16 protein-coding genes are annotated in these 12,768 nt (G+C 65.5%); 4 read left to right on the top strand and 12 right to left on the bottom strand.

Going from position 1 to position 12,768, the window contains the following annotated elements; all coding sequences use genetic code 11:
- Positions 1-11 precede the first annotated feature (11 nt).
- Positions 12-356: a hypothetical protein gene (locus tag WT26_RS23420; RefSeq protein WP_069270964.1), complete on the bottom strand. Its 345-nt coding sequence runs from the start codon at positions 354-356 to the stop codon at positions 12-14.
- 3 nt (positions 357-359) lie between these two features.
- A complete protein-coding gene (locus tag WT26_RS23415; RefSeq protein WP_069270963.1) occupies positions 360-1,157 on the bottom strand; it encodes an alpha/beta hydrolase in 798 nt (265 codons plus the stop codon).
- Between the two features lie 179 nt (positions 1,158-1,336).
- Here WT26_RS23415 and WT26_RS23410 point away from each other — a divergent pair, with 179 nt between their 5' ends.
- Complete coding sequence (locus tag WT26_RS23410) at positions 1,337-1,705, top strand: DUF2784 domain-containing protein (RefSeq protein WP_059629350.1); 369 nt, start codon at positions 1,337-1,339, stop codon at positions 1,703-1,705.
- Positions 1,706-1,757: 52 nt separating this feature from the next.
- Here the strand turns inward: WT26_RS23410 and WT26_RS23405 are convergent, their stop codons facing one another.
- The 7 genes from WT26_RS23405 to WT26_RS23375 all read right to left on the bottom strand — a co-directional run bounded on the left by WT26_RS23405 (position 1,758) and on the right by WT26_RS23375 (position 6,860).
- Complete coding sequence (locus tag WT26_RS23405; protein WP_069274069.1) at positions 1,758-2,429, bottom strand: OmpA/MotB family protein; 672 nt, start codon at positions 2,427-2,429, stop codon at positions 1,758-1,760.
- A gap of 19 nt (positions 2,430-2,448) precedes the next feature.
- Complete coding sequence (locus WT26_RS23400) at positions 2,449-3,213, bottom strand: flagellar motor protein (protein WP_069274068.1); 765 nt, start codon at positions 3,211-3,213, stop codon at positions 2,449-2,451.
- 19 nt (positions 3,214-3,232) lie between these two features.
- On the bottom strand, positions 3,233-4,477 hold the full coding sequence (locus tag WT26_RS23395; RefSeq protein ID WP_069274067.1) for a cyclic nucleotide-binding domain-containing protein: 1,245 nt from the start codon (positions 4,475-4,477) through the stop codon (positions 3,233-3,235).
- A gap of 287 nt (positions 4,478-4,764) precedes the next feature.
- Entirely contained in the window at positions 4,765-5,193 is a 429-nt protein-coding gene (locus WT26_RS23390) for a lytic transglycosylase domain-containing protein (protein WP_230380756.1), read from the bottom strand.
- A gap of 47 nt (positions 5,194-5,240) precedes the next feature.
- Positions 5,241-5,624 (bottom strand): hypothetical protein, encoded by a 384-nt coding sequence (locus WT26_RS23385; RefSeq protein WP_069270962.1) that lies wholly within the window; start codon positions 5,622-5,624, stop codon positions 5,241-5,243.
- 14 nt (positions 5,625-5,638) lie between these two features.
- On the bottom strand, positions 5,639-6,019 hold the full coding sequence (locus tag WT26_RS23380; RefSeq protein WP_060136759.1) for a hypothetical protein: 381 nt from the start codon (positions 6,017-6,019) through the stop codon (positions 5,639-5,641).
- A 178-nt stretch (positions 6,020-6,197) separates the two neighbouring features.
- A complete protein-coding gene (locus WT26_RS23375) occupies positions 6,198-6,860 on the bottom strand; it encodes a glutathione S-transferase family protein (protein ID WP_069274066.1) in 663 nt (220 codons plus the stop codon).
- 289 nt (positions 6,861-7,149) lie between these two features.
- Here WT26_RS23375 and WT26_RS23370 point away from each other — a divergent pair, with 289 nt between their 5' ends.
- The 3 genes from WT26_RS23370 to WT26_RS23360 all read left to right on the top strand — a co-directional run bounded on the left by WT26_RS23370 (position 7,150) and on the right by WT26_RS23360 (position 10,458).
- Complete coding sequence (locus tag WT26_RS23370; protein WP_069274065.1) at positions 7,150-8,499, top strand: polyhydroxyalkanoate depolymerase; 1,350 nt, start codon at positions 7,150-7,152, stop codon at positions 8,497-8,499.
- A 392-nt stretch (positions 8,500-8,891) separates the two neighbouring features.
- Positions 8,892-9,215, top strand: coding sequence for a helix-turn-helix transcriptional regulator (locus WT26_RS23365; protein WP_332309751.1), 324 nt, complete (start codon positions 8,892-8,894; stop codon positions 9,213-9,215).
- Positions 9,199-10,458: a type II toxin-antitoxin system HipA family toxin gene (locus tag WT26_RS23360; protein ID WP_059586986.1), complete on the top strand. Its 1,260-nt coding sequence runs from the start codon at positions 9,199-9,201 to the stop codon at positions 10,456-10,458. The genes WT26_RS23365 and WT26_RS23360 overlap by 17 nt, the downstream gene beginning before the upstream one ends.
- 69 nt (positions 10,459-10,527) lie before the next feature.
- Here the strand turns inward: WT26_RS23360 and WT26_RS23355 are convergent, their stop codons facing one another.
- Genes WT26_RS23355 through WT26_RS23345 form a run of 3 tightly spaced genes read right to left on the bottom strand, consistent with a single transcriptional unit; the run spans position 10,528 to position 12,738 of the window.
- The gene (locus tag WT26_RS23355; protein ID WP_069274064.1) at positions 10,528-11,295 is read right to left on the bottom strand and encodes an ABC transporter ATP-binding protein; all 768 of its coding nucleotides are present in this window, start codon (positions 11,293-11,295) and stop codon (positions 10,528-10,530) included.
- A gap of 43 nt (positions 11,296-11,338) precedes the next feature.
- Positions 11,339-12,052 carry an ABC transporter permease gene (locus WT26_RS23350; RefSeq protein WP_011355969.1) on the bottom strand — a complete coding sequence of 238 codons (714 nt, stop codon included), beginning with the start codon at positions 12,050-12,052 and terminating at the stop codon, positions 11,339-11,341.
- Positions 12,049-12,738 carry an ABC transporter permease gene (locus WT26_RS23345; protein WP_069274063.1) on the bottom strand — a complete coding sequence of 230 codons (690 nt, stop codon included), beginning with the start codon at positions 12,736-12,738 and terminating at the stop codon, positions 12,049-12,051. Before WT26_RS23345 ends, WT26_RS23350 begins: the two co-directional genes overlap by 4 nt.
- Positions 12,739-12,768: the final 30 nt, after the last annotated feature.

Raw genomic sequence — 12,768 nt, 5'->3', positions numbered from 1 at the left:
CGCAACGACGCTCACCGCCCGGTCAATTTCCGGAAAATCTCCTGCAACAGCCGCTCGTGCTGCTCCAGCGCATCGTCGAGCGTACTCGCCGCATAGCCCTGATCGTCCTGCGCGTCTGCCATGCCGGCGACGCGCGTGACGAACAGCAGCGCCTCCCCGCTCTTTGCATCCGACATCCCTCGGAAGCGGGTCGTGATCGTCACCCCGGATTCATCCAGCACGGTGCGACGGAACACCAGCTCGTTCTCGGACATCCAGCGCGACCACGCGTCATGGTCGAACACTTCGACCGGCGTGTCCTTCGCATCGAGGATGTAGAGGCGTCGCCCCTTGGGCGAACTGGATCGGGACGTCATCGTTCAATGCGACGGCGCGATCAGCAAGCCCATCGCGTCTCGCCACCACGTATCGTCGACCCGGCCGATCCAGTCGTTATGCTCGGCCGACTTCACGACGATCAGCTGCTTCGGATCGGCGAGCGCGTCGTAGAGCGCCTCGCCGAAACGCGCGGGAACGATGCTGTCGCGCTCCGCCACCACGACCAGCACGGGACGGCCGAACGACGCCAGATGGGCGACGCTGTCATACCGGTCGCGCAGCAGCCACTTCACGGGCGCCCACGGATAATGATGCGCCGCCACATGCTCGAGCGTATCCCACGGCGTGATCAGCATCAGGCCGGCGATGCTGTCGCGCTCGCGCGAGCCTGCCGCGGCAGCCACGCCGGCCCCCAGCGATTCGCCGACGGCCAGCAGCGGCGAATCGTACAGGCGATGCGCGAGCACGATCGTCTGCTGCGCGTCGGCGACCAGCGTTTCTTCGCCTGGCGTGCCGCCGCGCGGCCCGTAACCCGGGTATTCGGCGAGGATTGCGCGCCATCCCATTCGGGTGAACGCAGCGGCGTAGTATGAACGGTGCCCGACATGCCCGGCGTTGCCATGAAAGACGACGACCGTGCCGCGCGCGACTCCCGCCGGCTCGGCCACCAGCCCTCGAAATTCCTCCGCCGACGGCCACGCGCGCAGGCCGTCGGATACGACGTCATCGATGGCGGCCTTTTCCGGGAAATAGATCAGGCGATCCTGCATCAGCACGACTCCCGCGAAGACGATCAGACACACGACGGCGACACGCAGCACGGTTCCGGTGAGTTTCATCGCATCGAGCCCAATCCCCCGTCGCCCGCCGGCGAATTCGCAATCCGCTCCACGCTTTTCCGCTACCCTGTGCGAAATTTCGTCACGGATGCCGTTGCGCCGCCGATCAAGCATACGCCAGCCGGCCGGTTGGCGTGCGGCGTGGGCGGCTGGCGTCGCCCCTCCCCGACAAGGACATCATGATCTGGCTGGCCAATGCGGTTCTGGTGTTGCACGCGATGCTCGTGCTGTTCATCGTCGGCGGGCTGGTCGCGATCTGGGTGGGCGCCGAGTTCAAGCGCGCGTGGGTGCGCAACCGCACGTTCCGGATCGCGCATCTCGCGGCCATCGGCATCGTCGCGGCACTGGCGGCGCTCGATGTGCGCTGCCCGCTCACCGTCGTCGAGGACTGGCTGCGCACCGGGCAGGCCGGCCAGCAGGGCTTCCTGCAGCGCTGGGTAAGCGCGCTGATTTATTACGACCTGCCGGGCTGGATGTTCGCGCTCGCCTATGTCGCGTTTCTGGTGGTCGTCGTGATCACCTGGCGGCGCATTCCGCCGCGGTCGTAATCCTGCGACGGCCCGGCCGATGCGCCCATGCCGCCAAGCCCATGGCGCTGTCTCAATACTGCACCAGTATCGTCACCCGCCGATTCATCGCCCGCGCCGCCGCATCGCCCCCGGCCACCAGCGGCAGGTTGTCCGCGCGGCCGATCGCGGCGAGCCGATGCGGTTCGACGCCCCGCTCGACCAGATACCGCACGACGGCCCCCGCACGCGCCGACGACAGCTCCCAGTTCGATTCGTATTTCGCGTTCGCGATCGGCACGCTGTCGGTATGCCCTTCGACGAGGATGCTGGTCGCCGGATGGGTCTTCAGCACGCTCGCGATGCGCGCCAGCACGCCGGACGCATCCGGCAGCAGCCGCGCATCGCCGACGTTGAACAGGATCTTCGCGTCGATGCCGATTTCAACGCCGTGCGCGGCATTCACGACGGTCACCTGCCCCTGCTCCTTCAGCGACTTCAGCAGCGCGGACCACGCCTGCGCGGCATCGGCGTGCGCCGGCGCATTCGTCTTCCCGGCCGCCTGCTGCGCCAGCGCCTGAAACCGCGCGTCGAGCGCGTTGGTTTTCGCGAGCTGGAGCACGTACAACGCGAGAAACAGCACCATCAGCGTCGTGATGAGATCCGCGTACGAAATCAGCCAGCGGCCGGACTGCGCGCCTTCGCCGTCCGCGTCGTGATCGGCGGCGTCGGCCGCGAGGCGCTTGCTGCCGGATTGCGTGTACATAGGCTGGAATCCGGGTTCGTCACGCAAGCGATTCCGCCGCGCGCCCGCGCACGTCGCCGGTCAGGCGCGTTTCGATCGTATGCGGCGATTCCTTGCGCGATATCGCCAGGAAACCGTCGAGATACAGCTTGCGAAACCGCAGCTCGCTGTCGATCTGCGCGCGCAGCTTGCCGTAGAGCGGCAGGAACACGAGGTTCGCCAGCGCCAGCCCGTACAGCGTCGCGATGAACGCGACCGCGATGCCCGGCCCGAGTTGCGCCGGTTCGAGAATGCGGCTCGTCACCTGCACGAGCCCGAGCACCGACCCGAGGATGCCGAACGTCGGCGCATACCCGCCCGCCTGCTGCCACACGCGCGCGGCGGCCAGGCGGCTGCGTTCGTACGCATCGAGTTCGCGCTGCAACGCGTCCTCGAGCACGGCGGTCGACACGCCGTTCGCCAGCAGTTCGAGCCCGCGGCGCGCGAACGGATGAATGCCGCTCACGTCCATCGATTCGAACGCGAGCAGCCCGTCGAGCTTCGCGCGGTCGCCCCACTCCAGCAGATCCGTCAGGCTCTGCCGATCGACCTGCCGCGCCCGCACGAACGCGAGCCGCAACTGTTTCACCGCGTCGAAGAAGCGCGCCCAGGTGTTCTGGATCATCACCGCGCCGAGCGTGCCGCCGAGCACGATGACGAGCGCCTCGAACTGGAACAGCATCGTGAAATGCCCGCCTTCGAGTGCGAAGCCGAACACGATCGCCGCGCCGCCAAGCACCACACCGGCCAGGGTCAACAGATCCATGTCTCTCTCCGGCCGGCGCTCACGCCGCCTGATCGGGAAGGTTCGCCGCGACGGCGGCCGGCGCCTTGAGCGCGCGAACGGCATCCAGCACGCGCCGCTCGATGTCCTCGATCTCGACCGGATCGAGCTTGAGCTCGCGACGCATCACCCACGACACTTCGTTGCGCCGCGCCTCGGTCATCACGGAGAACAGCCGGTCGACGACCGCCTGATCGTCCGCGCTCGCAAGCAGCTTCGCGAGATCGTAGGTATCGAATGCGCTGATGACGTCGAACAGCGTGCGCTGATCGACCCAGGCCAGGTCTTCCAGCGCGTTGAGCTCGCCGCCGCGCCGGACGTTGCGCCGCGTAAAGTACGCGACACCCTTCTGCTCGACGTAACTGAGCACCTTCGATTTGCGGAACGCGAACACCTCGTCGGCAATCTCGCCGTTCGACAGCTTGTTGAGCAGCATCGTCTTCTCGACGCCGATCAGCGATTCGAGATCGGCGAGCTCGATGAGCTCGAGTTCGCTGTTGATCGACAGGTCGAGATCGTGATCGGCCACCTGTTGCGCGCGATCGATCACGCGCGCGGCGTCGAACGTGACGACCTGGCGCGCGTCGGCGGACGCCGCGTAATCGGCGGCCCCGCCGCTCAGTTGATCCGCCTGCGCCGCTTCGATCGTGACGAGATTGAGCTTCTCCATGCGTCGCAGCATCGCGAGCACGTGCGGCCGCGAGTGGCCGGCGATCGCGCGGCATTTGCGGATCACTTCGGCGAGCGGCACCGACGCCTGCTCGGCATACGTCTGCATCGGCCGGCGCGTCCACGCGTCGTCGCCGCCGCGGCGCTCCCCGCCCGCCATCAGCGCCAGCACATGCGCATACGACAGCACGCCCGGCATGAAGTCGGCATGCGTATAGGTCGCGAGCTGGTCGTCCTTGCGCTTCACGCGGCGGATCATCGTGCGCACGATATGACGCAGCAGCGCCGACACACGCTCGATTTCCTCGTCGAGCATGCCGGCCGGCACGACCGTCAGCTGACAGAATGAAAGCGCCTTCGCGGTATGGGCACGCGGCTCGGCCGCGAGCAACGCCGATTCACCGAAGAACTCGCCCCGACCGAGCGTCGCGACGACGACCTTCTTCTCGTCACAACGGGTCGACAGTTCGACCTTGCCCTCCGCGATCAGATAGATGACCGCCTCTCCCCCGAAACCTTCCGAATAGATGACTTCGCCGGGCGCCGCTGTGCGTGTCCACGACTGTTGACGATTCACGATGTTCCCCTGCTGCGCTTACTTTGTTTTCGGCTGCGCGTCGCGCTTCATGCGTGATCGTGGCTGCCGTTCCCCGTGCTCCCGTTTACGACACGGGATGCACGGTTCTTTAACGTCCTCGCAGGGGTTTCAGGGGGCGGGATCTGATACGAATCGTTTGCGCCGCGGATACGGGGACTTCATCCGGGAAAACGACAGGTCCCCGCGCGTCGCGCGAATCGGCCGCGCCTGCGCCGATCCTTACTCTTGGCCTTCAATGCACGCGATTGTGCGCTGTCGCGCGCCGCTCACTCGTGCAATCCCCAGGACACGAGCACCGCGTGGATGTTTCGCGCGTATTCGTCACGCAAGTGCGGCGTTTCCGAGTGATACGCGCCGATCGCCTGCCATGTGTTCCCGTAGCGGACCATCTTGCGCTTCAGCATCCACGCCGCGACGTAGACGTTCACGCACGCGTCCTTCAGCGCGCCCGGCGGCACGCCGTAGCGGCGCAGCTCGCCGAAGTGCACCGAGTTGATCTGGGTCTGGCCGACGTCGATGCTGCCATCCGCGTTGCGATGCACCGCGCCCGGGTTGCCCTTCGATTCGTACCACGCAATCGCGCGCAGGATCTGCGGGTTGACGCCCTGGTAGCCGGCCGCGCGCTCGAAGCATGCGTCGGCCGACGCGGCATCGTCCGCGCGCGCCGGCGCGATGAAGAGCACGCTCGCCGACATCGCGAACGCGCCGATCATGACGCGCCGGCCGATTCGATTCAGCCGCTTCATTGCGCCATCGCCAGCGCAGCCGCGCCGGCCCCCGTCGTGCGCCGATCGCGCACGCTCTTCGCCATCGCGTCGTCGAGCTTCTTGTCCACGGCGGCAAGCGCCGCGCGCGACGCCTCGGTCACGACGAGATGCACCTGAAACTCCGGTGCTCGCTTCACGGGCGGCGCGTGGCGCGGTTTCTTCGCATGACGCCCGCCCGCCGGCGCTAACGCCGGCGCCTCGTCGTCGCCGCCCGCCCCCGGCGGCAGCGACGCGAATGGCGGCAGCGGCGGAAACACCTGGTGGGACGCGGCGGGCGCAGGCGGCGCGCCGTCAGCGGGTGGCGCGGCAAACGCGGCGCCGCACACGAGCATGGCCGCGCAGATCGACAGTCGTAGCATCGCGAGATCTCCTGTCACTGCGTCGGACCGACCTGAACGCTGTACGGCCGGCAACTGCCGGCCGCCACGTTCTCGACGCGCACCGACCCCGCGCGCTGCGTTGCGATGCCGCGCCGGATCGACTGGTTCAGATAGCCGAAATCCTGCGGCAGCGCGGCCACGCGAATCGTCATCGGTTGCGGCTGCTTCGACGCCAGCGCGCCGACTTTCGCGAGCACGGCGGTCAGTTGCGGATCGCGTGCGCCGAGCGCATCGGCAGGGATGACGAAATCGACGAGCGGCGTCGACGAAGCGGGCACGTCGTTGTGCGCATTCGCATCCTGACGTCCGGGTTGGAACTGGGCGCAGCCGGTGAGCGCAGCGGCGGCAAAGGCAAGAATGACGAACGGCTTCACGTGTTTCTCATGCGGTCACTGGACCTGCGTTATCGGCAACGCGCCCGCGATGTTTACCCCCTGTCGCGCGCGAGGCCCGCCGTGACGAGGGAACGCGCTGCTCGTCGATTCTCCCGATTTAAGCGCGCTCTGGTCAGACGCCATTCGTCCGATATTTGAGCGCCGCACGCTGCGATACTCAGAACTCCATGTCGAGTTCGTCGATGTCCTCGTGCTCCGCCTTCGCCGCATCGATCCACTCCGCCACGAACGGATGCGCGAGCACCTGCATGCAGTATTCCGCGATATCGGGCTCCAGCTTCACGTCGTAGGTCAGGAAGCGCGTGACGACCGGTGCATACATCGCGTCGGCGATGCCGATCTCCGCGCCGAACAACCAGGGCCCGTGATACTGCGCGAGGCATTCGCGCCAGATCGTCACGATCCGCTCGATGTCGTGCTGTGCGCGCGACCAGATCCGGAAGCCGGGGAAATGCGCGCGCAGGTTCATCGGCAACGCGGATCGCAACGCGCTGAAACCGGAATGCATCTCGCCGCAGATCGACCGGCAATGCGCGCGTGCTTGCCGGTCTTCAGGCAGCAGCCGCGCCTGCGGCCGAATCTCGTTCAGGTATTCGGCGATCGCGAGCGTGTCCCACACCGTATTGCCGTCGTGCGTCAGGCACGGCACGAGAATCGACGGCGACAGCAGCAGCAACTCCGCGCGCGACGCGGCATCGATCGGCACGCTGACCGTCTCGAACACGAGCCCGCTCAGCTTCGCCAGCAGCCAGCCGCGCATCGACCACGACGAATAGTTCCGACTGCTGACGGTCAGCGTCGTTTCTCCTGCGGATTTCATGTCGCGTCCCCTGTGAATGCCTGTCGTGCACGTGCACCGAAAACGACTGGCGCCGCACCTATGCCGCACCATCGCCGTGCGCCGAATTCGCCGGTCTGGCGCAACTTCGCGCCAACGCTGCCGCGCGTTGCATCGATGAAACGTCTTGCATTGCGTCGCATGCGACCTTCGGGCCGAGCGCCCGCCTGCACGCCGCTGTGCGCTGTCAGGACGCGCAACGCGCGTGCCAGCCGCGGGCTGGCACATGGCTTGCCTCGTTCGACAAACAGCGGCACGAGGCGCGACGGTCATGAACTTGCTTGCCTACCCTTGCTATCAGTGGTTCGCCGAATGCACGCGGCCCGCGCGCGCCTGGGCCGCGTGCATGCGCGTTTCGATGTCGATGTGGCCCCTGTCGACATCGACATCGTCCGGCCGCATGCTCGACGCGCTGTGCGAACTGCTCGAATGCTGCGCGTTCTCCCACCGGCGTCCGCCGTTCGGCATCGACGCGGTGGACGTCGACGGCGCAACGGTGCCGATCGTGGAGCACGCGGCGGCCGGCACGCCGTTCGGCACGCTGCTGCATTTCCGCAAGGCGCTGCCGGTCGCGCGCCAGCCGCGCGTGCTGATCGTCGCGCCGATGTCGGGGCATTTCGCGACGCTGTTGCGCGGCACCGTGCGTACGATGCTGGCCGATCACGACGTGTACATCACCGACTGGCACAACCCGCGTGACATCCCGCTGACGGCCGGACGGTTCGGCTTCGACGAATACGTCGCACACGTGGTCGACTTCATCCGCCAGATCGGCCCGGACGCCCACGTGCTCGCGATCTGCCAGCCGACCGTCGCCGCGCTCGCGGCGGTCGCGCTGATGGCCGCCGGCGGCGATCCGGCACAGCCCGCGAGCCTGACGCTGATGGCCGGGCCGATCGACTGCCGCGTGAACCCGACCAAGGTCAACGCGCTCGCGACGAGCCGGCCGATCGAATGGTTCGCGCGGAACCTGATCAGCGTCGTGCCGGCGGGCTTCGTCGGCGCGCAGCGATGCGTGTATCCGGGCTTCGTGCAGGTCGGCGCGTTCATGTCGATGAATCCCGATCGCCACGCGGCATCGTTTGCCGACCTGTATTACGAGCGCGCGAAAGGCGACCCGGCGAAAGCCGACACGCTGCGGCACTTCTACGACGAATACTTCGCCACCGCCGATCTCACCGCGGAGTTCTATCTGGAAACGGTCGAGAAGGTGTTCCAGCAATACGCGCTCGCGCGCGGCGAGTTGACGGTCGGCGAGCGGCTCGTCGAGCCGGCGGCGATTCATCGCACCGCGCTGCTGACGATCGAAGGCGAGAAGGACGATATCTGCGCGGTCGGCCAGACGGTCGCCGCGCAGGAGCTGTGTTCGGGGTTGCCGCCGTACCTGAAGACGCACCACGTGCAGACCGGGGCGGGCCACTACGGCGTGTTCAACGGCAGCCGCTGGGAAACGCAGATCTATCCGATCGTGCGCGCGACGATCCATGACAACGAGCCCTACGATCGCACCGCGGGCGAGACGGACGCGGCCACGGGCACACGCTATGTGACGCTGCACGCGCTGCTCGCGGCGCTGATGGCGGGTGACTATCGGGCGACGGGAGAATTGTCGCCGAACTGAGGTCGCGCGCCGGGCCTGCTATTGCTTGCCGCGCCCGGCGGCACGCGCGATGGATCAGGAAGTCACGTCCATCCAGGCCGCGGTGCCCCCTCCGCGGAAAATCAAATCAATTCAATTCATTGGATGACGCTGCCAAGTCCTGGGTCTGCAGGCTGTCGTGAACGTAATGCCCGACGATCTTGCGCGAGAACCCATCAGTCACGAGGCTCAGCCCCCCGGGCGGGGCCTTGCGATCGGCATCTCAACATGCTAAATCCATCAAATGGTGTGCTATGTGCGTCACATAGACATAAGCCCCCGGATAAGGGAATTACGTTTCTTGACTGGTGTTTTTCGATAACTCTATAATTTTGTGCGTTAACGGTGCCTATTGCGACTTAAGGGGCTATATGTTGGATTTAAGCCTGAGCAAGCCGAGTGAGATCGTCAAGCGGCTTTGCGAACGCCTGCGCACGGAGCGCTTGGCCCTGCAGATGACGCAAGCCGACGTGGCCGGACGCGCCGGCATCGGAATCAATACGGTGTCCAACCTGGAGGCTGGACGCAATGTGGGTTTCGAGAACGTGGTCCGCGTGGCCATGGTGCTTGGGCGGAGCAAGGAACTCGAAGGGTTGTTCTTGCCCAGGCTGGACAGTCTGGAAGACGTTCGCCGCTACGAAAACAGCGCCAGGCGCCAACGTGCCAAGAGGAAGTCCAGTCATGCTCGAGCAGGTTGACGTCTACTACAACGGCTGGGGTGAACATTGGCGCTGGGGCACGCTGGTCTCGACGACGGCCATCACGGGTCGTCCACTGATCGTGTTCGAGTACAGCGACGAGGCGAGAGATAGAGGACTGGAACTGTCGTCCTATACGCTACCTCTGAATGGCCCCAAGTTGCGCAGGAACTTCCCGCCCCATCAGCTGGCACTACCCGGGCCCGTCTATGACTCGCTGCCCGACGGTTGGGGCATGCTGCTGATGGACCGCTTGTTCAAGCGCCGCGGTCTCAACCCTGCGCGTATCGGCCCGCTGGAGAGGCTGGCCTACATCGGCAACCATGCCATGGGAGCCTTGTCGTTCAAGCCGGTGGCACCAGAGGGGCAAGCGCCGGAAGAGGACATCCCCCTTGACCGACTCGCGGCAGAGGTGCGGGAGGTGCTCCAGGGCGAAGGCGGGGAGTTCCTGCAGACATTGCTGCGGGTGGGGGGATCTCCGCAAGGCGCCAGGCCCAAGGTCCTGGTTTATCGTGACCCTCGAACCGGCGCCTTTACTACCGCCGCCATGCCGGGTTTCGAGGCCTGGTTGATCAAGTTCCCGGCCAAAGAAGAACATGCCGAAGTCTGCGCTGTCGAAATGGTCTATGCCGAGTGCTTGCGCATGTGCGGCATACAGACCCCGGACACGCTGCATTTCAGCTTGCCCAACGGGCTCGCGGCCTTTGCCACCCGACGCTTTGATCGACACGACGGTTTGCGCGTGCCCATGCAAAGCCTGGCCGCCTTCACCGGCGCCGACTACAAGACAGCGGGGACCCTGGACTACGTCAACTTCTTGCGCGCGACCCAGATATGCACCAACGATTTGCGGGAGAAAGCGCTTGCATACGAGCGTGCAGTCTTCAATGTCGCGTTCAACAATCGAGACGACCATCCCAAGAATTTCGCCTACGTCATGTCACCATCCGGTGAATGGAAATTGGCGCCGGCCTACGACGTGACGTTCTGCGAGGGACCAGGCGGGTACCACCAGATGGACGTGATGGGCGAAGCGCTGGCGATTGACCGACAGGCGATGCTGAGCCTTGCTGATGAAGCGGAGATCTCGGCCGACGTTGCCGGCGGGATCATCGACAGGTTCTGCGACGTGGCCAGCCAGTTTGCGGCCATGACCGAGAACCTGTTCCCAGGGGAAGTGACGCAAGACACCTTGCACGCCATTCAAGCTCGAATCGACGACAACATCGATCTACTTCGCTGAGGCCGCGCAGCCACGCCCAACGGGCAGTGGCTTTCTGCATTGCTTATAGATGTCGCCGCGAGCCCCCCCCTACTTCAACCGCCCCGACAGGAACTGCCCGAGCCGTTCGCTCTTCGGATTCACGAGAATCTCCTGCGGATTCCCTTCCTCCTCGATCTTTCCCTGATGCAGGAAGATCACGTGATTCGACACGTTGCGCGCGAAGCCCATCTCGTGCGTGACGACGACCATCGTGCGCCCTTCCTCGGCGAGCGTCTGCATCACCTTCAGCACTTCGCCCACCAGTTCCGGATCGAGCGCCGACGTCGGCTCGTCGAACAGCATCACTTCCGGCTCCATCGCAAGCGCGCGTGCAATGGCCACGCGCTGCTGCTGGCCGCCCGACAGGTGCGACGGATACATGCTCTCGACGCGCGGCGCGAGGCCGACCTTCTCCAGGTACTTGCGCGCCCGCGCGATCGCTTCGTCCTTGCCCACCCCGAGCACGGCCATCGGCGCTTCGATCACGTTCTCGAGCACCGTCATGTGTGCCCACAGGTTGAAGTGCTGGAACACCATCGACAGCTTGGTGCGCATCCGCTGCAGCTGCTTCTGGTCGGCCACGCGCAGCGAACCGTTGCGGTCGCGCGTAGTCTGGATCGGCTCGCTGCCGATCGTGATCTGCCCCGAGCACGGCTGCTCGAGGAAGTTGATGCAGCGCAGGAACGTGCTCTTGCCGGAGCCGCTCGAGCCGATGATGCTGATCACGTCGCCGGCCTTCGCCTTCATCGACACGCCCTTCAACACCTCGTTGTCGCCGAACTTCTTGTGCAGGTTGTCAACGGTAAGCTTGTACATGCTGGGTCCTTCCTTGCGAATCGTGCGAATGCGTTAATGGCCGTTAATGGCCGCGCGGCGAGAGGTACGCGAGCCAGCGCGTCTCGAGCTTGCGGAACGCCCAGATGAGCGTGAACACGACGACGGCGTACAGCACGGCCGCGATGCCGTAGGCCTGGAACGACATGTACGTCGCCGAATTGACGTCGCGCGTGACCTTCAGGATGTCGGGCACGGTCGCGGTGAACGCGAGCGTCGTCGCGTGCAGCATCAGGATCACTTCGTTGCTGTAGCTCGGCAGCGAACGGCGCAGCGCGGACGGCAGGATGATCCGCGTGTAGAGCTTGAAGCGCGACATCCCGTAGGCCATGCCGGCCTCGATCTCGCCGGCCGACGTCGCCTTGATCGCGCCCGCGAAGATCTCCGTCGCATACGCGCATTCGTTCAGCACGAACGCGAGCAGCGTGCAGTTCATCGCGTTGCGGAAGAACGTGTCGAGCAGCACGTGGTTGTGCACGACCTGCAGGCTGTAGATGCCCGTGTAGCACATCAGCAGCTGCACGTAGAGCGGCGTGCCGCGGAACACGTACGTATAGAGCCACACCGGGCCCGAGATCCAGCGGTTCGACGATGCACGCGCGATCGCGAGCGGCACGGCGAGCGCGAAGCCCAGCGCGATCGACACGACCAGCAGCCACAGCGTGATCGCGAGGCCGCTGAAGCGGTAGCCGTCGGTGTAGAGATAGCTTTGCCAGTACTGGCTGACGAGTTCGATCACAGTGCAAGCCTCCGGACGCCGACGGAATAACGCTTCTCGAGGTGATGCAGCACGACGTTGGACACCGTCGTGATCGCGAGGTAGATCGCGCCTGCCGCAAGCGTGAAGAAGAAGAAATCGAGCGTGCTCTTGCCCGCGTCCTGCGACGCCTTGACGACGTCGGCGAGGCCGATGATCGACACGAGCGCGGTGGCCTTCACGAGCACCTGCCAGTTGTTGCCGATACCGGGCAGCGCGAAGCGCATCATCTGCGGGAACAGGATGCGGCGGAACACGCGCCAGCCGCTCATCCCGTACGCGAAGCCCGCTTCGAGCTGGCCGCGCGGCACCGACAGGAACGCACCGCGGAACGTCTCGGTGAAGTACGCGCCGTAGATGAAGCCGAGCGTGATGACGCCGGCCACGAACGGGTCGATGTCGATCTGGTCCCAGCCGAGCATGTCGGTGAAGTCGTTCAGCAGGATCTGGATCCCGTAGAACAGCAGCAGCATCAGCACGAGGTCGGGTACCGCGCGGATCAGCGTCGTGTAGAAGGTGCCGACCGCCGCGCACGCGCGGTTCGTCGACAGCTTCGCGCTCGCACCGACGAGGCCCAGAACGAGCGACGCAGCCAGCGACAGCACCGCGAGCTTCACGGTCTCGACCGTGCCGGCCCACAGCAGCGGGCCAAATCCTTGGAAGATCATGTGAGCGTATCCGGAAAGGCGCGCGGCGCG

This window comes from Burkholderia cepacia (genome assembly GCF_001718835.1).
In the GTDB taxonomy this organism is placed as follows: Bacteria; Pseudomonadota; Gammaproteobacteria; order Burkholderiales; family Burkholderiaceae; genus Burkholderia; species Burkholderia cepacia_F.
Note: the sequence above shows the minus strand (reverse complement) of the source record. Positions and strands in the feature narration are given on the sequence as shown.

Coding starts and splice junctions, on each gene's coding strand:
- WT26_RS23420 (WP_069270964.1), bottom strand. CDS start 356: ATGACGTCCCGATCCAGTTCGCCCAAGGGGCGACGCCTCTACATCCTC.
- WT26_RS23390 (WP_230380756.1), bottom strand. CDS start 5,193: ATGTCGGCGAGCGTGCTCTTCATCGCGCCGGCGCGCGCGGACGATGCC.
- WT26_RS23375 (WP_069274066.1), bottom strand. CDS start 6,860: ATGAAATCCGCAGGAGAAACGACGCTGACCGTCAGCAGTCGGAACTAT.
- WT26_RS23415 (WP_069270963.1), bottom strand. CDS start 1,157: ATGAAACTCACCGGAACCGTGCTGCGTGTCGCCGTCGTGTGTCTGATC.
- WT26_RS23385 (WP_069270962.1), bottom strand. CDS start 5,624: ATGCTACGACTGTCGATCTGCGCGGCCATGCTCGTGTGCGGCGCCGCG.
- WT26_RS23370 (WP_069274065.1), top strand. CDS start 7,150: ATGAACTTGCTTGCCTACCCTTGCTATCAGTGGTTCGCCGAATGCACG.
- WT26_RS23410 (WP_059629350.1), top strand. CDS start 1,337: ATGATCTGGCTGGCCAATGCGGTTCTGGTGTTGCACGCGATGCTCGTG.
- WT26_RS23400 (WP_069274068.1), bottom strand. CDS start 3,213: ATGGATCTGTTGACCCTGGCCGGTGTGGTGCTTGGCGGCGCGGCGATC.
- WT26_RS23360 (WP_059586986.1), top strand. CDS start 9,199: ATGCTCGAGCAGGTTGACGTCTACTACAACGGCTGGGGTGAACATTGG.
- WT26_RS23355 (WP_069274064.1), bottom strand. CDS start 11,295: ATGTACAAGCTTACCGTTGACAACCTGCACAAGAAGTTCGGCGACAAC.
- WT26_RS23405 (WP_069274069.1), bottom strand. CDS start 2,429: ATGTACACGCAATCCGGCAGCAAGCGCCTCGCGGCCGACGCCGCCGAT.
- WT26_RS23345 (WP_069274063.1), bottom strand. CDS start 12,738: ATGATCTTCCAAGGATTTGGCCCGCTGCTGTGGGCCGGCACGGTCGAG.